We start from the raw sequence: 16,448 nt of genomic DNA on the forward strand, positions 1-16,448 counted from the left end.
AAGATGACTTAACACGAGGTATGCACGGCATTTTTCCGATTTCGATTTCCATCGCGATGTCGATACCGATTTGGTTTTGAGAACAAATCTGCCCTGCGCGCCGTGCCCAACGGTGACGATTGGTCCATCCCCGCGAAGCAAATCACAATTCGTACATATTCAAAATGACGGACGCCCTGGTGATCTCACCGACCAAACGATCATCTTCCACAACAGGCAGGAATCCCAGATCGGAATGGGTCATCAGATGCAGGGCCTCGCGCAGGCCCTGGTCCGGATGCACGACGGGGACGTTGTGGTGGAGCATGGAGGTCACGGATTTGTCCCATTGCCGATCTTGCTTGATTTTCCGGAGTTGGCTTTTATGCAAGACGCCCAGAAGTCTGCCTTGTTCGTTCACCACCGGCAAGGCTTGGCGGCCAAGTTGGTTTCCGGGCCGGCCGTCGGTCCTTGAAGCGCTTTGGTTCTCTGGTCGCTCCAGGATGGCCGCGGCTTCCCGGAGGGTGTGCGTGGGGCTGAGTCCGGCGGAGACCGGGGTCATCAGTTCGCGGACTTGCGTCTGGCTGGTTCGGGCCTTGCGGATCAGTTCCAGGACTTGGCTTCGCGTCGATTCCAACGAGGCCTGGACAACGGCGGAACCGGCCCCGGGGTGGCCTCCGCCGCCCAGGCGGCGGACCACGGCGCCCACGTCGAACAGCTTGGGGTTGCCGCGTCCGATGACCGCGGTCTTGCGGGAACCCATGGGGAAAATCCCGAATGCGGCGTCGAGCCCTTGAATCTCCATGAACTTGGAGACCACCGTGGGCAACATGTTCAATTCCTTGCGGGCGTCCTGGACACAGACTCCCACGCGCAGGTCGTCAAGGCGGACGATTTCCGGTTCGGCCAGCATCCGGGAAAACAGATCCAGGTGACGGTCGTCCAGGGAACTGTCCAGGTACGCGCAAGCCACGTTCAGGTCCGCCCCGTTCTCCAGCAGGAAGGCGGCCATCCGCGCGTCCCGAGCCGTGGTGTTGGGAAAGGACAAGGAACCGGTGTCGTCGTAAATGCCAAGTAAAAACAAGGTGGCGTGGATCGGGGAAAAGGCCGTGTCCTGGGCCTGAAAGCGTTCCAAAAGCAGGGTAACCGCGGCCCCGACCTCTTCCCGGTGTTCCTTCGTGGCGGCGATGGTTCCGCGGGCCATGTGGTGGTCCCAGACGGTTACCGGAAGGTCGTCCCGAGCGGCCAGGTCCCGCATTGCGTCCAACCGTTCCCAACTGGAAGTGTCCGTGACCACCAACTCGTCCACGGCGGCCAGGTCCACGGAGTCCCGGTGGTTCAGCCGGAGCATATCCCAGTGCACGGCCAGGAAGTCGCGCACCGCCGGCTGCACGTGGGACGGGACAAGGCGCGTTGCGCCGGGATGCAGGAAGGCGGCGGCGACCATGGACGCCAGGGCGTCGAAGTCGGTGTTGACGTGGGTGGTCACGAGAATCATTCGCGTATCTCCTGTCCGGGGCTCGTCGTCAAAGACCAGGCTTTCCAGGAAAGCCCCGATTGCTTTTCCTCTAGCTGATTCCGGGCGTGTCTACAATCACGATTGCGTTTGCAACACACCCTGATCTTCGCTAGGATTCCGGGCACGTTCACGGATTGTCGCGGGATACGGTGATCGTCGGGACAGTGGAGCAATTAAACAAAAAAGGTAACTATTCAGCACCGAGTAGTGCCGGTGCCGGTGCCGGTGCCGGTGCCGTTGCCGGTGTCGGTGTCGGGATCGGAATCGGGATCGAAAACGCTGGGAAGCGTTCAAATTTTTCCTGTTCCGATTCCGATTCCGATAGCGACCCCGACTCCGATTGTCGGAGCAAGGGCGGATACAAAATGTGCTGAGTAGATACACAAAAAAGGACAATTCCATGGCCAAGAAGAATAAGGGCAAAGCAGAAGCGGGAGCCTCCCCGGACCGGAAAAGTCGTCTCGTCCAGTGGGACGGCGATTTGCACGGCGGCGACAGCGTGGAAGGGCTCAAGCGCGACATCGTGCGGCACGTGGTGACCAGTCTGGGCAACGATTATGCCCGGCCCAACGCATTCACGTATTATAACGGCCTGGCCCTGGCCATCCGCGATCGGATGATCGCGCAATGGATCAAAACCCAGCGTTCGTACTACAATGAACAGGCCAAGCGGGTGTACTACCTGTCCATGGAATATCTGCACGGCAAGTCGCTGTTGAACAGTCTGCACTGTCTGGGGTTGCACGATCTGGCCAAGGAAGCCTTGGCCGAATTCGGCCTGGACCTGGAAGACGTGGCCGAGGTGGAGTGGGACGCCGGGCTGGGCAACGGCGGTCTGGGCCGCCTGGCCTCCTGCTATCTGGACTCCATGGCCACCCAGTGCATCTCCGGCTACGGCTACGGCATCCGTTACGATTACGGCATGTTTCACCAGACCATCGAAAACGGGGCCCAGGTGGAGCAGCCGGACAACTGGACCAAGCATGGCACCCCCTGGGAGTTCGACCGGGCCCGGTTCATGACCCCGGTCAACTTTTTCGGCCGGGTCCGGACCTGGGTGGACGACCAGGGCCGGCTGCGTCACGATTGGGTGGACACGGAAAAAGTCCTGGCCATGGCCTGCGACCTGCTCGTTCCGGGGTACCGCAACGGTCGGGCCATCAACATGCGGCTCTGGGCCGCCAAGTCGGATACGGAATTCAACCTGGAGTTCTTCAATACCGGAGACTACATCGGCGCGCTGGAGGCCAAGATCCGGGACGAGACCATCTCCAAGGTGCTCTATCCCAGCGACGACAAGCTCCAAGGCCGGGTGCTCCGGCTCTGTCAGCAGTATTTCTTCGTTGCCGCGTCCCTGGACGACATTCTGCGCCGTTACAAAAAAAAGTTCGAGACGTTTGATCAGCTACCGGAAATGGTGGTCATCCAGCTCAACGACACCCACCCGACCATCGCCATTCCCGAACTGATGCGCGTCCTGGTGGACGAGGAACTGTTGGACTGGGACACGGCCTGGGATCTGTGCACCAGGGTCTTCGCCTACACCAATCACACCATCCTGCCAGAGGCTTTGGAAACCTGGCCCTGCTCCCTGATCCAGCGGGTCCTGCCCCGACACATGGAAATCATCTACGAGATCAACCACCGCTTTATGCAGTGGCTGGACGGACTGGACGACGGCCATCCCGACCCTGCCGGTCGTAAATCCCGGCTGTCCATCATCCAGGAACACCCGGAAAAGGCCGTGCGCATGGCCAATCTGGCCATTGTGGGCAGCTTTTCGGTCAACGGCGTGGCGGCCATGCACACGGAGATCATCAAAAGCTCGGTGTTTCCGGAGTTCCACGCCGTATTTCCAGGGCGGTTCCGCAACGTGACCAACGGCGTCACCCCGAGGCGCTGGCTGAACCAGTGCAATCCCGGTCTTGCCGAATTGATCTCACAAAAGATTTCCGGCAACTGGCTGTACAACCTGGACCGGCTCCACGATCTGATTCCCCATGCCGATGACCAAGCCTTCCGGACGGCGTGGCGGGACGTCAAACGGGCCAACAAGGAGCGCCTGGCCGCGTACGTGAGCCGCAAGCTGGGCTTTGAATGCAACCTGGACGCCATGTTCGACGTGCAGGTCAAGCGCATCCATGAATACAAGCGCCAGCTGCTCAACGTGCTGCATGTGATCACCCTCTATAACCGGATCAAGGCCGACCCCGCAAAGGATGTCGTCCCCCGAACCGTGTTTTTCGGCGGCAAGGCCGCGCCGGCCTATTTCATGGCCAAACTGATCATCCGGCTGATCAACGGCGTGGCCGACGTGGTCAACCCCGATCCGGACGTGGCCGGTCGGCTGCAAGTGGTTTTTCTGCCCAACTATTGCGTGTCCCAGGCCGAGCGGATCATCCCGGCCACGGAATTGTCCGAGCAGATATCCACGGCCGGCTTCGAAGCCTCGGGAACCGGAAACATGAAGTTCGCCATCAACGGGGCTCTGACCATCGGCACCCTGGACGGGGCCAACGTGGAAATGCTGGAAGAGATCGGGGCGGAAAACATGTTCATCTTCGGCCGCACCGCCGACGAGATCAAGGCGTTGCGCCGCGGCGGGTACAATCCCTGGCAATTCTGCGAAAACGATCCGGAGCTGAAGCAGGTGCTGTCCATGATCTCCGGCAACGTCTTCTCCCCCCACAATCACGGCCTGTTCGCGCCGATTATCGACAACCTGCTGCACCACGGTGACTACTTCTGCGTCCTGGCGGACTACCGGGCCTACGTGGAGTGTCAGGAACAGGTCAGCACCCTCTACCGGGACCAGGACGAATGGACCCGGCGCTCCATTCTGAACACCGCCAACATGGGCAAGTTCTCCAGCGACCGCTCGGTCATGGACTACGCCCAAAACATCTGGGGCGTGGACCCTCAAGCCTGTCTGCTTTAATCCTGGAGCTTTGTTTAGTATTCAGTCGCCGATGAGTAAATGTATTCATCGGTGACTGAATAAAATTCCTTCCGCTCCCGCTGTAATTTTCAAGGCGTCCGGGGACGAATCAGTAAGGCGTTGATCACCCTTTCCGGGAGGCGGGCCACGGTCCAGGCCAGGATCCAGAGAAAGACCAGGGAAAAGGCCATCCTGGCCCAAAGCACGCCGCTGACGTCCGCGCCCAGCAGGAGCATCAGCAGGGTGTCTTCGATCAGGCTGTGGCACAGGCCCATGAAGGTCAGGGCCAGGAAGACGTCCTTGGCCGGGATGCGTCCTGACCGGGCCTCGTGGATGATCAGCCCTCCACCGTAGGAGAGGCCCAGGGTCATGCCGACGATGGTGATGGTCCCGGCTTCCCGGCCGATGCCCATGGATTTGAGCAACGGGGAGAGCAGGCGGATCATCAGGTCCGTGACGCCCAGACGCTTGAGCACGTCCAGGAGCATGAGCATGATCAATACAATCACCGCGATTCCCGCCAGATTGCGGACTTCCCGCAGCATCCAGGCTGTCCAGCCTGCCGGTGGAGCGTCCGGGAACCAGGACGGCTGGACCGGCGTGGTCCCCCAATTCAGCCATCCGTAGCCCAGATGCAGCAGCCAGCCGCAGAGCATGGCCGCTCCGATCCGCACGACGAGCTGGGTACGCACCCGGGCCCCGGAGCGCCGGGCGATGCTCAATTCCACGGGCAAGCCGTGGGCGATGAGCATCATGGTCGCCAGGACCGTGACCTGGGCCGAGGTCAGGGGCGCTTCCGGCAGCAAGGTGATCAGAACCACGGCCGCGGCGTAGAGATTGGTCAAAAGCGCCGTGGCCCAGACCAGCCCCATGGGACCGGGCAGCCCGAACAGCTCCATCATCGGCCCCATGCCCCGGCCGACCACGTCCACCAGACCCAATTCCTGGGATACCTTCATCACGATCATCACCGGGATCATGACTTTGAACAACGCCGCGCAGACTTGTCCGGCGGCGAGGATGTTGCGGCGCAAGAAGTCTTGCGAGGCGTACAGAGCGGTGAACAAGGCGTTGGGGGAGGGCATGGCGGGCGCGACGATCCTTTGTTTTGAGGGTTGCGTGAGGCCTATGGAGGTCCGGCTTCGCTGTCAACCCGTTCGTCACCAGTCCGCAGGGCATTTTTGTTCTCGCACTACAGGCGCTCTGAATCGTGATCGAAATCGAAATCGAAATCGGAAAGTTACCAAAAATCGATTTCGATCACGATTTCGATTTCGATTTCGATGATTCCTGGCCCACCCTGGAGGTTCCCTTAGAACATGCTGCAATCTACAGTTTTGAAATACAGATATTTTGCAGAGAACAAAACGGCCCGTCACCAGTCCGTATCGCCTTTTTAGGCTGTGATTGACTTTGCCCGGACCTGTGCCCAGGATACAGCTGTTCGTAACAGAGTAGTCATGAATGTCCGCCGGTATTTCGGCCGGTATCTCGGGCGCGTGCTCAGCAAAGCGGTGTTCGTGCCCGGAATCGCCCACCCACGAGATCGTATTTCATGAAACGACACTATCTGACGGAATGGTTGCTGCTGGGGGCCCTGTTGTCGGCTCTCGGCGGGTTCGTCGCGCACACGTTGTACAGCGACTACCGTGAAGTCGAGGCCTTTGAGCAGGAACGGTTGTCCGGACAGGTCAGGGTATTGCGGGACAATCTGACGCTCCAGCTTTCCTCCGTCAATCAGATTCTCAGCAGCATCGTGGATGAGTTGGAAACCTGGAAGGGGCAAGCCGACGGCCTGGACCGGGCCAATGTCCGCCTGAAGGCATTTGTCCAAGCCATGCCCGTGGTGCGGACGTTGCTTATCCTGGATGCCCAGGGCGTGGTCGTGGCGGGCAACCGTCCGGAAGTGCTCGGGACCGGTTTTTTTGAGCGCGCCTATTTTCAAGCCCCGTTGCGCGCCCCGGACGCCGACACTCTGTATGTCGGTCCTCCCTTTACCACGGCCCTGGGGGTCTGGGCCTTGAACGTGGTGCGCATGGTTCCCGGGCCGGAGGGGGAATTCGACGGCGTGGTCAGCGCGACCATCAATCCGGATTTTTTCAAAATCATCTTCGATTCCGTGCGCTATGCTCCGGATATGTGGGTCTCCGCGGCCCATGGAGAGGGACAACACTTTTTAACCATCCCGGAGCACATGACCCGGCCCGCCCAGGACCTGCTCCGAGCCGACGCCCTTGCGACGCCTTCGGTCAATGCCGACGAGAGCGGAGGCGTCGTTCATTTTCGCGATCACGGGATGATGGTCGCCCTGAGCGCGATGCAACCGTCGTCCCTGAACATGGACTATCCGTTGCTCGTCTGGCTCGGTCGCGACCTGGACGCGCTGTATGCTTCCTGGAAAGCATATGTCTTCACGTTGGGAGGCCTGTTCGCCCTGTTGACCGCGGCCTCGGTGCTCGTGCTTTGGGCCGACCAACGGCGACGGGCTCATGTCGCGGCGAGCATGGCCGCGGCGGATGAGGCATTGCGGCAAAAGAGCGTTGAGTTGGAACGGTTTTTCAACGTCTCCCTGGATCTACTCTGCATTGCCGACGTCCACGGGCGATTTATCCGGCTGAACCCTGAATGGGAAAAAGTGCTCGGATATCCGCTTTCCGAGCTTGAGGGCCGACCGTATCTGGACTTTGTCCACCCCGACGACGTGGACCAGACCCAGGCCGCAAGCACGCACCTGAACTCGCAACAGGACGTGCTGTTTTTTGAAAATCGTTTTCGCGCCCGGGACGGTTCGTATCGATGGATCGAGTGGCGTTCCAAACCCCAGGGGGAAATCATCCACTCGGCGGCCCGGGACGTCACGGAGCGCAAGCGGACCGAGCAGGCCCTGGCCCAAGCCGTGGCGCGGTATCGCGGCATCTTTGAACGAGCCGTGACCGGAATCGCCTTTGCGGACGAAACCGGGAGCATCATCACCTTCAACGACAGCTTCGCTCATCTGCTCGAATACCCGGGGGGCGAGTTGATCGGCATGAATTTCAGCCGATTCACGCACCCGGACGATATTTCCTTGGAAGTGGAGTTCTTCAAGGAAATCATGGGCGGCGAGCGTGAGGATTATCGTCTGGAAAAGCGCTACCTCACCAGGTCCGGCCGGGTGGTATGGGCGGATCTTTCCGTGGCCGCGATCCGGGACGAACAAGGGAGGGTGGTCAACTTCGTCGGCATGGTGGTGGATATTTCCGATCGCAAGCAGGTTGAAGCGGATCTGGTCCAGGCTAAGGAGGCGGCTGAGACGGCGTTCAAAACTAAAAGCACTTTTCTGGCCAACATGAGTCATGAAATCCGCACTCCCCTGAACGCGGTGATCGGCCTGACCCAGCTTTGCCTGGAAACTCAACTGAATCCCCCGCAGCGCGACTATTTGCAAAAGGTGCTGCGCTCGTCCAGGATGCTGTTGCGCATCCTCAACGATATCCTGGACTATTCCAAGATCGAGGCCGGGCGGCTGGTTCTGGAGCAGCGGGTTTTTGCCCTGAATGAGGTCCTGGATCAATTGAGCGCATTAATGGAAGCGCCGGTCAAAGAAAAAGGACTGGATCTCTCCTTTCTGGTGGAACCGAATGTTCCCCGCAGCCTTGTGGGCGACTCGCTGCGCCTGGAACAGGCCCTGAGCAACCTGCTGAGCAACGCCGTGAAGTTCACGGAACGCGGCGGAGTGGAACTGCGCGTCGGTCTGGTGGGACGAGACGCTGAACAGGTTCGACTACGGTTCGCCGTGAAAGATACGGGCATCGGCATCAAGCCCGAGGAGCGGGAACGGCTCTTCACTGTTTTCACCCAGGCCGACGCGTCCACCACCCGCAAATTCGGCGGCACGGGGCTGGGGCTGACCATCAGCAAATTCCTGGCCGAAATGATGCACGGCGACCTGGACTTTGAAAGCGTTCCGGGCCGGGGCAGCACCTTCGTGCTCACCGCGAACTTTCAATCCGTGGCGGAAACGGAACTCGGGCAACCTTCCGCTTCCTTCACCGCGACGAACCTTCCGGATATCCGGACCTTGGTCGAGTCCATTCGGGGGGCGCGGATCTTGTTGGTCGAAGATGATGTCATTAACGAGGAAGTTGCCCGGGAATATCTCCAGCAGGCCGGTTTGCGGGTCACCGTTGCTCATAACGGGCTGGAGGCCGTCCAGGCGGTGCAAGCGGTTTTCGAGGACGCCAAGGCCGTGAAGGACGTCGACCGCCCCCATCGGTTCGACGCCGTGCTGATGGACGTGCAGATGCCGGTGATGAACGGTCTGGAGGCGACCCGACGCATCCGCGCCGCGGAGGTTCAGGGTTCACGGTTCAACGGTTCAACGGTTGGAGAAACGGCGGATGACGGTATTGGTGTAGGGGCGCACTGCGGTGCGCCCGACGGAGTTGCGCCAATTGCAACCCATGCCGACGACACCACGGAAACAACCGTGAACCGTGAACCCTACGACCGTGAACCCCACATTCCGATCATCGCCATGACCGCCGGGGCCATGGCTCAAGACCGGGAAGAATGTCTGGCCGCGGGCATGGACGACTATCTGTCCAAGCCCATTGAACAACACAAACTGTTCGCCGTCCTGGCCAAGTGGATCGCCGTCGCCAATAGCACGGATATCCAAAATATTCCGGATGCTTCAGGAGAGCCGGATGCCGAGGTCGCCCTGGCAATCCTGGACCGGATGATCCGTTTGGTGGAAGGCGGGGACTTGGTTGAGGAAGCCGTGCTGGAGCGATTGGAACGGGCCTTGGCCGGAGAAGAGCGGGCCTTGATGGAGGAAGTGCGGCGCTGTCTGGAACGCTTTGATTACGAATCCGCCTTCGCCGTCCTCCAGGCGATGCGAACCGCCGTGTCGTCGCAACCGGAACAAGGAGCATGACCCATGTCCGAATCCCAGGAACTCCGATCCGTACTGATCGTGGACGACGTTCCCGTCAACATCCAGGTACTGGCCGAGGCCCTGCGCACGGACTACCGGGTGCGCATCGCGGCCAACGGCCCAAAGGCCCTGATTATCGCCGCGTCCGACGACCCGCCGGACATCATCCTGCTGGACGTCATGATGCCGGAGATGGACGGGTACGAAGTCTGCCGGCGGCTCAAGAACGCTCCGGAAACCAAGGACATCCCCGTGATCTTCGTCACGGCCAAAAGCTCCAGCGAGGACGAGGCCCTGGGGCTGAACCTCGGGGCCGTGGACTATATCACCAAGCCGTTCAGCATCCCGGTGGTCAAGGCCAGGGTACGCACCCACGTCCAGTTGAAGGCCCGCACGGAAATGCTGGAACGGTTGGCCATGGTGGACGGGCTGACCGGAATCGCCAATCGGCGCAGTTTCGACCAGAGCCTGGAGCATGAATGGAAGCGCGCATCCCGAAACGCCCTGCCCATCAGCGTGGTCATGATCGATATCGACCATTTCAAGCCTTATAACGACAACTACGGCCACGGGGCCGGGGACATCTGCCTGCAACAGGTGGCCGGAGCGTTGCGCTCCGTGGTTCAACGTCCGGCGGACCTGGTCGCCCGCTACGGCGGCGAGGAGTTCGCGGCCCTGCTCCCGGAGACCGACGTTCAAGGAGCCGAGATGATCGCCTCGGCCATGCGCGAGGCCGTCTCCAACCTCAAACTGCCCCACGAACACTCCCCGGTCGCGGACCACATAACCGTCTCCCTGGGCCACGCCACCAGCTTCGCCCAGCCGGCCGCATTGCCCCGGAGCCTGGTGGACGCAGCGGACGGCGCCCTCTATAAAGCCAAGGAATCCGGGCGTAATCGGGTGCAGGCCGCTGAGGAGTAGGACCAGCGCAGCGCGCCGCCATTCAGGCGGCGCGCCTCCCGGCGCTTTTATGTCGAGGTCGCACATTTTCCAACGACACTGCCACCTGATATATTTCAACATTTCGCCATCCATTCCCGATCCTCACCGCCCAGCCAAGCTCTCTCCTCCTCGACGTCAGCCCCTCCCTTTCAAAAAATATCGCCAATACGCCATTTCATGTCGTATACGCACGGTCATTTTGCTGTTATCATCATAAATTTACATAATATCCAGAGCAGGTTTGACGCCTTGTTTTCCAACGCTCTCGGTCATGGTCTCAACCTGTAGATCATGATCCGTGAGCCAGGGGCAAGGCCATAGCGTACTGTCAAGGATGTAAGCTGGAGAGCAACTAACTAAGGAGGAATAGTGCAATTGAATCTGAAGACGAAGATGATCTGCTTCACGTTGGCTGTGAGCATAATCCCTATGGCCGTAGTGGGGTGGTACGGGACTTATAAAGGGGCTGAGGCCGTTTCGACCTCGGTTTTCCAGCAGCTTGAATCCGTAAGAGACGTGAAGAAGCACGCCCTGGAAGGACTGATACAGAGGTGGTTCGGCGACCTGAACATGCTTCAGAGCGACGATGCCGCCGGCCGGGCTCTGGATGAGTTCGCCGACCACGCCGCAGCATCCGGCGTCCGGCCCGGTGCCAGGATGGATATTCAAGCAAGGCGTTACAAATCGCTTCATCAGGAGTTTTTGCCCGACCTGGAAGGGTATGTCACCGTGCAAGGCTACTACGACGTTTTCGTCATTGGCGGCGACGGTCGGATCCTGTTCACCCAGGCCGAGGAGCCAGATTTGGGAGAGGACTTGTCCAAAGGCGTACTTGCCAACAGCGGACTCGCCAAGGCCTGGGCCGGGGCGATGCAGGGCGGGCAGGTGTTCATCGACTTTTCTCCCTACAGCCCGTCCAACGGCGAACCGGCCGCCTTCATCGCCGGACCGATTCACCAAGGGGGGCGGGTCGCGGGGGTCGTCGCCTTGCAGGTCTCCTTGGGGGAGGTCAACGCCTTGACGACCCTGCGCTCGGGCATGGGCCGAACCGGAGAAACCTACCTGGTGGGCCAGGACAAGCTGATGCGCTCGGATTCCTATCTCGACCCGGTCAACCATACGGTCAAGGCTTCGTTTGCCGACCCCATCAAAGGCAAGGTGGACACCGAACCCGTTCGAAAGGCCTTGGCCGGAGCGACCGGCGTCGGGATTTTCCTTGATTACAACGACAATCCGGTGCTCTCGGCTTATACGCGTATTTCCATCGGTGATACGCATTGGGCCTTGCTGGCCGAGATCGATGAGGCTGAAGCCTTCGCGCCGATCACGGCGCTGCGCGTGGCCGCGATGATTATGGGCACGATCATGCTGGTGCTGGTGGTTGTTTCGACTCTGGTCATCCTGCGTCGCGAGCTGCTCCAGCCCTTCGCGAGCTTGCAGTCCTTCGCCGGCGAGGTCGCCGCCGGGAACCTGGACGCTGAAGCGGAAGGCAATTTCAAGGCTGAATTGGGTCAGCTCAAAGAGTCCGTCTCCACCATGGTCTCCAACCTCAAGATTAAGATCAGCGAGGCGGACGCCAAAGCCCGAGAGGCCGCGGAGCAGATGGAAAAGGCCAGGGCCGCCTCGGAAGCCGCGGAGGCCGCCAAACGGCAAGCGGAGCAATCTAATGAGGATATCCTCCAGGCCGCGGCCACTGTGGAACGCGTCGTGGAACGAATGACCACGGCTTCGGAGCAGTTGGCGGCCCAGGTGGAGCAGTCCAGCCGGGGCGCGGAGGAGCAGAAGAACCGCACCGGGGAGACGGCCACGGCCATGGAGGAAATGAACGCCACGGTCCTGGAAGTGGCAAAGAACGCCTCGTCCGCGGCCGAGGGATCGGACAAGGCCCGTGTCAAGGCCCAGGACGGCGCTGGCGTGGTCTCCCAGGCTGTGGCGGCCATAAACGTGGTGGAGCAGAAGACGCAGGCCATGAAGGGCGACTTGAACAAACTTGGCCAACAGGCCGAGCAGATCGGCCGGATCATGACCGTGATTGAGGACATCGCCGACCAAACCAATTTGCTGGCCTTGAACGCGGCCATCGAAGCGGCCCGGGCCGGAGACGCCGGGAGGGGATTCGCCGTGGTGGCCGACGAGGTGCGTAAGCTGGCCGAAAAGACCATGAATGCCACCAAGGAGGTGGGCGACGCCATCATGGCCATCCAGGAAGGCACCAAGGGCAGCCTCCGGGGCATGGAACAGGCCGTTGAAGCCGTGGGCGAGGCCACCAAGCTGGCCAATGTTTCGGGTCAGTCGTTGCAGGAAATCGTAACCCTGGTGGAGGAAGCCGCGGACCAGGTCCGCTCCATCGCCACCGCCGCGGAGGAACAATCCTCGGCCAGCGAGGAGATCAACCGCAGCGTGGAGGACATCAACCGGATCTCCATGGAGACCAGCGATGTCATGGATCAGTCGGCCCAGGCCGTGTCCGAACTGGCCCGCCAGGCCGTGGAACTGCGCACCTTGGTGCAGCAACTCAAGCAGGATTGATCATTTCGCCCGGCCTGGATTCAGCCCGGGCCGGGCGATGATTTCCTCTCACTTTTTATACAGGCTAAGGATGCGAGCAAAAGCAACCTGAACAGTGTGGTAGCTATCCGTGCCGCGTCAATCCTCCGTAGGGGCGGCCCTCGCGGTCGCCCTGGATGGGCGCGGCAACCCGGGCAGCAGCAATATCTGACATTCCAATCCTTCGCGTAGAACCAGGGCGCAGGCATCCTGCCTGTCCCACCATTTTGAGATACCTCCTGCCGCTTCTCGCGGAATAGAAAGCGCGGACGCGGCATGCCCTCCTTACCCAGTCTCTCCTGAACAACGCTCACAGCGTTGTTCCCTCCCCTCAAAAAAAGCCTCGAATACGCCGCTTCGTGACGTATACGTACGGACTTTTTTTGTGTTATCATCATACTGTTAAAATAATTTTCAGAACAGATTTGACGCCTTTGTTCCCCTTGGAGTCCTTCTCGGCCATGGTCTCCAACCTGAAGATCATGATCCGTGAGCCGGGGGCAAGGGGCCAATACTTAGAGCATGAACCAGCATGGGAGGAGAAAAATGCACAGTCAACAGGAGTCGCCGGGCAAGGATGGAACCTTGCTGCAACTGGTCACGTTTAACATTGGAGACGAGGAGTTCGGGGTGGAGATCCTCAAGGTGCAGGAGATCATCCGGATGATGGGCATCACCCGGGTGCCCAAGGCTCCGGATTTCGTGGAGGGAGTGATCAATCTGCGGGGCAAGGTCATTCCGATCATTGATCTGCGGACACGTTTCGGCATGACCGCCCAGGATCACGACAAGCACACCCGGATCATCGTCATCGAGATCAACGCCGTCATCGTCGGCTTCGTGGTGGATTCGGTGTCCGAGGTGCTGCGCATTCCGGCCAACACCGTGGAACCGCCGCCGCCCATCATTGCCGGGATCGAATCCGAGTACATCAGCGGGGTGGGCAAGCTGGCGGATCGGTTGTTGATATTGCTGGACCTGGACCGGCTACTGAGCAGGGGCGAGCAGAGCATGCTGTCGGGGCTGTAACAGCGAACAATCTTTACCAGGAAAGCCGCCGGGCCGTGGGGAACCACTCCGGGCCGGAAATGCGGCACATGGAGCGATGACGGCAACGCGAGGCGTATCGGGGTGTATCGGTTTGTCGACAAACGAACAGGGTTTGGCAAGCGGCTGCATCCTTGTTTTCCCGAGAGGTACTTTTTTCGTAACTACTCAGCACAGAGTAATTCTGTTGCCGGGGTCGGAATCGGAATCGGGATCGGGATCGAAAACGCTGGGATGCGTTCTAAATTTCTTCCTGTTTCGATTCCGACTCCGATAGCGAAGCGCCGACCCCGACACCGATTGGAGCAAGATCGGACACAAAATGTACTGAGTAGTTACCTTTTTTCAACCTTAAAGAACGGAGGAACCTGAATGCGTTTACGTGATGTTGCCATTGGCAGGAAAATCATCGCCGGATTTCTGTGCGTCGCAATGCTGACGCTGTTTGTCGGCGGTGTCGGGTATTATGGTCTGACACAGATGGAGGACTCCATCGACGAGATCGGCGAGGTGCGGCTGCCGAGTGTCCAGAGTGTTCTGATCATGGAATTCCAAATGGCTGAACTTGCTCAGTCGTTGCGGACCCTGCTTAATCCGCGCAACAACATGGAGGTCCGCGAAGCGCAGTACAAGCAGTTCGCGGAGGCCCGTGAGAAATATCGAGCCGCCATGGCGATTTACGAGCCGCTCCCTCAGCGTGCCGACGAAGCCCAGGAATGGCGGGCGTTCATGCAAATGCTGCCGCGGTGGGGCGAGGCGAATGACGAATTGATGGCGCTGCATAAGGAATTCGATCGGATCGGTATTCTTGATCCGGATGAACTTGCTGAACAACTGCAGCAGTTCCGTGGAGATCTGTACCAATTGGAATTGCAGGTCGCGAATCTGTTGTTGGGCGTCAGCACGTTCGAGGGCCATGACGATGTCCAGGCGACTGATTTTGGAAAGTGGCGCGAAAATCCCCGAACGGATGCAGGCCCCATCGTCAACGACGCCGTTCTGAAAGTACTCGGCGACATCCGCGGCGCGCATGACCAGGTGTACCAAACCGTGGGCGCCATCCGCGCCGCCACGACCGTTGAGAATCATCAGGAAGCCGTGCGGCTGTTCAGCCGGGTCATGCAACCCGCGGTCGATGAAGTCCTGGAAGGGCTCTATCGTATCCTGGAAGAAACTGGACGGGCGGATGCGCTTTTTGAACGTATCGGCGACCTGACCATGGGCCGGGTGCGCGACCTGCAATATCAGGCGATGGACCATCTTGAACGAATAGTGGAAATCAACCTGGAGATCAGCGACGCGGAAGTGGAATCCGCGCATCGGAAGGCCGTCTTTCTGGAAATGCTGGCTTTGATCGTCGCCATCGTCGGCGTGCTGGTGGCGGTTATCCTCGGTGTGACGATCAGCCGGATGGTCGCCGGGCCGATGACCCGCTTGACGAGATATGCCGAGACCGTGGCCCAGGGGGATTTGGACGCCAAATCGGACATTGATCAAAAGGATGAAGTCGGCCAGTTGAATCAGAGCATCCAGGCCATGGTCCAATCCCTGGTCGAAAAGATGCGGGAAGCCGCGCGCCAGAGTACGTTGGCCCAACAGGAGACCGAAAAGGCCAAGTCCGCCTCGGAAGCCGCGGAGGCCGCCAAACGGCAGGCGGAGCAATCCAAGGAGAACATCCTCCAGGCCGCGGACGTCGTGGAGGGCGTCGTGGAGCGGATGACCACGGCGTCGGAGCAGCTTTCCGCCCAGGTGGAGCAGGCCAGCCGGGGCGCGGAGGAGCAGAAGAACCGCACCGGGGAGACGGCCACGGCCATGGAGGAGATGAACGCCACGGTCCTGGAAGTGGCCAAAAATGCTTCCTCCGCGGCCGAAGGTTCTGAAAATGCCCGGGGCAAGGCCCAAGACGGCGCGAGCGTGGTCTCTCAGGCGGTGGCGGCCATTAATCGGGTGGAAAGCACGACCGAGGCCATGAAGGACGATCTGACCAAGCTCGGGCGGCAGGCCGAGCAGATCGGCCGGATCATGACCGTGATCGAGGATATCGCGGACCAGACCAATTTGCTGGCTCTGAACGCGGCCATCGAAGCGGCCCGGGCCGGAGACGCCGGGAGAGGCTTCGCCGTGGTGGCCGACGAGGTGCGCAAGCTGGCCGAGAAGACCATGAATGCCACCAAGGAAGTGGGCGACGCCATCATGGCCATCCAGGACGGCACCAAGGACAGCCTCCGGGGCATGGAACAGGCCGTCGAAGCCGTGGGCGAGGCCACCAAGCTGGCCACTGTCTCGGGTCAGGCTCTGCGGGAGATCGTTTCCCTGGTGGAGGAAGCCTCGGACCAGGTCCGCTCCATCGCCACCGCCGCGGAGGAACAGTCCGCGGCCAGCGAGGAGATCAACCGCGGGATGGAGGACATCAACCGGATCTCCACGGAAACCAGCGAGGTCATGGACCAGTCGGCCCAGGCCGTGTCCGAACTGGCCCGCCAGGCCGTGGAACTGCGCACCCTGGTGCAACAACTCAAGCAGGGTTGATCATTCGCCCGGCCCGGCTCTATTCTGGC

The 16,448-nt window shown here is 60.3% G+C and carries 9 protein-coding genes; 7 read left to right on the forward strand and 2 right to left on the reverse strand.

Translation table 11 applies throughout. The annotated features are described in order from the left end of the window. Positions 1 to 142: 142 nt before the first annotated feature. Entirely contained in the window at positions 143 to 1,477 is a 1,335-nt protein-coding gene (locus DESLA_RS0103880; protein ID WP_028571458.1) for a CBS domain-containing protein, read from the reverse strand. Between the two features lie 421 nt (positions 1,478 to 1,898). Between DESLA_RS0103880 and DESLA_RS0103885 the strand changes: the two genes are divergently transcribed. After that, entirely contained in the window at positions 1,899 to 4,436 is a 2,538-nt protein-coding gene (locus DESLA_RS0103885) for a glycogen/starch/alpha-glucan phosphorylase (RefSeq protein ID WP_084031866.1), read from the forward strand. A gap of 89 nt (positions 4,437 to 4,525) precedes the next feature. On the opposite strand, the gene DESLA_RS18565 is transcribed toward DESLA_RS0103885, so the two are convergent. Continuing rightward, positions 4,526 to 5,521, reverse strand: coding sequence for a nucleoside recognition domain-containing protein (locus DESLA_RS18565; protein WP_051434353.1), 996 nt, complete (start codon positions 5,519 to 5,521; stop codon positions 4,526 to 4,528). Positions 5,522 to 5,646: 125 nt separating this feature from the next. Between DESLA_RS18565 and DESLA_RS22725 the strand changes: the two genes are divergently transcribed. The 6 genes from DESLA_RS22725 to DESLA_RS21450 all read left to right on the forward strand — a co-directional run bounded on the left by DESLA_RS22725 (position 5,647) and on the right by DESLA_RS21450 (position 16,419). After that, a complete protein-coding gene (locus DESLA_RS22725) occupies positions 5,647 to 5,847 on the forward strand; it encodes a hypothetical protein (RefSeq protein ID WP_156932854.1) in 201 nt (66 codons plus the stop codon). 144 nt (positions 5,848 to 5,991) lie between these two features. Then, positions 5,992 to 9,354, forward strand: a complete 3,363-nt coding sequence (locus DESLA_RS0103895; protein WP_028571460.1) for a PAS domain S-box protein — start codon at positions 5,992 to 5,994, stop codon at positions 9,352 to 9,354. A gap of 3 nt (positions 9,355 to 9,357) precedes the next feature. Continuing rightward, positions 9,358 to 10,275, forward strand: a complete 918-nt coding sequence (locus DESLA_RS0103900; protein WP_028571461.1) for a diguanylate cyclase domain-containing protein — start codon at positions 9,358 to 9,360, stop codon at positions 10,273 to 10,275. A 390-nt stretch (positions 10,276 to 10,665) separates the two neighbouring features. After that, positions 10,666 to 12,825, forward strand: a complete 2,160-nt coding sequence (locus DESLA_RS0103905) for a methyl-accepting chemotaxis protein (RefSeq protein WP_028571462.1) — start codon at positions 10,666 to 10,668, stop codon at positions 12,823 to 12,825. A 564-nt stretch (positions 12,826 to 13,389) separates the two neighbouring features. After that, the gene (locus tag DESLA_RS0103915) at positions 13,390 to 13,872 is read left to right on the forward strand and encodes a chemotaxis protein CheW (protein ID WP_028571463.1); all 483 of its coding nucleotides are present in this window, start codon (positions 13,390 to 13,392) and stop codon (positions 13,870 to 13,872) included. Positions 13,873 to 14,262: 390 nt separating this feature from the next. After that, entirely contained in the window at positions 14,263 to 16,419 is a 2,157-nt protein-coding gene (locus DESLA_RS21450; RefSeq protein WP_051434354.1) for a HAMP domain-containing methyl-accepting chemotaxis protein, read from the forward strand. The last annotated feature ends 29 nt before the right edge of the window (positions 16,420 to 16,448 follow it).

It is taken from the genome of Desulfonatronum lacustre DSM 10312 (genome assembly GCF_000519265.1).
Classification (GTDB): domain Bacteria; phylum Desulfobacterota; class Desulfovibrionia; order Desulfovibrionales; family Desulfonatronaceae; genus Desulfonatronum; species Desulfonatronum lacustre.

What these genes read in the sequence shown, in the direction of transcription:
- DESLA_RS0103880 (WP_028571458.1), bottom strand. Translation starts at nt 1,477, where the DNA reads ATGATTCTCGTGACCACCCACGTCAACACCGACTTCGACGCCCTGGCG.
- DESLA_RS0103885 (WP_084031866.1), top strand. Translation starts at nt 1,899, where the DNA reads ATGGCCAAGAAGAATAAGGGCAAAGCAGAAGCGGGAGCCTCCCCGGAC.
- DESLA_RS18565 (WP_051434353.1), bottom strand. Translation starts at nt 5,521, where the DNA reads ATGCCCTCCCCCAACGCCTTGTTCACCGCTCTGTACGCCTCGCAAGAC.
- DESLA_RS0103895 (WP_028571460.1), top strand. Translation starts at nt 5,992, where the DNA reads ATGAAACGACACTATCTGACGGAATGGTTGCTGCTGGGGGCCCTGTTG.
- DESLA_RS0103900 (WP_028571461.1), top strand. Translation starts at nt 9,358, where the DNA reads ATGTCCGAATCCCAGGAACTCCGATCCGTACTGATCGTGGACGACGTT.
- DESLA_RS0103915 (WP_028571463.1), top strand. Translation starts at nt 13,390, where the DNA reads ATGCACAGTCAACAGGAGTCGCCGGGCAAGGATGGAACCTTGCTGCAA.
- DESLA_RS21450 (WP_051434354.1), top strand. Translation starts at nt 14,263, where the DNA reads ATGCGTTTACGTGATGTTGCCATTGGCAGGAAAATCATCGCCGGATTT.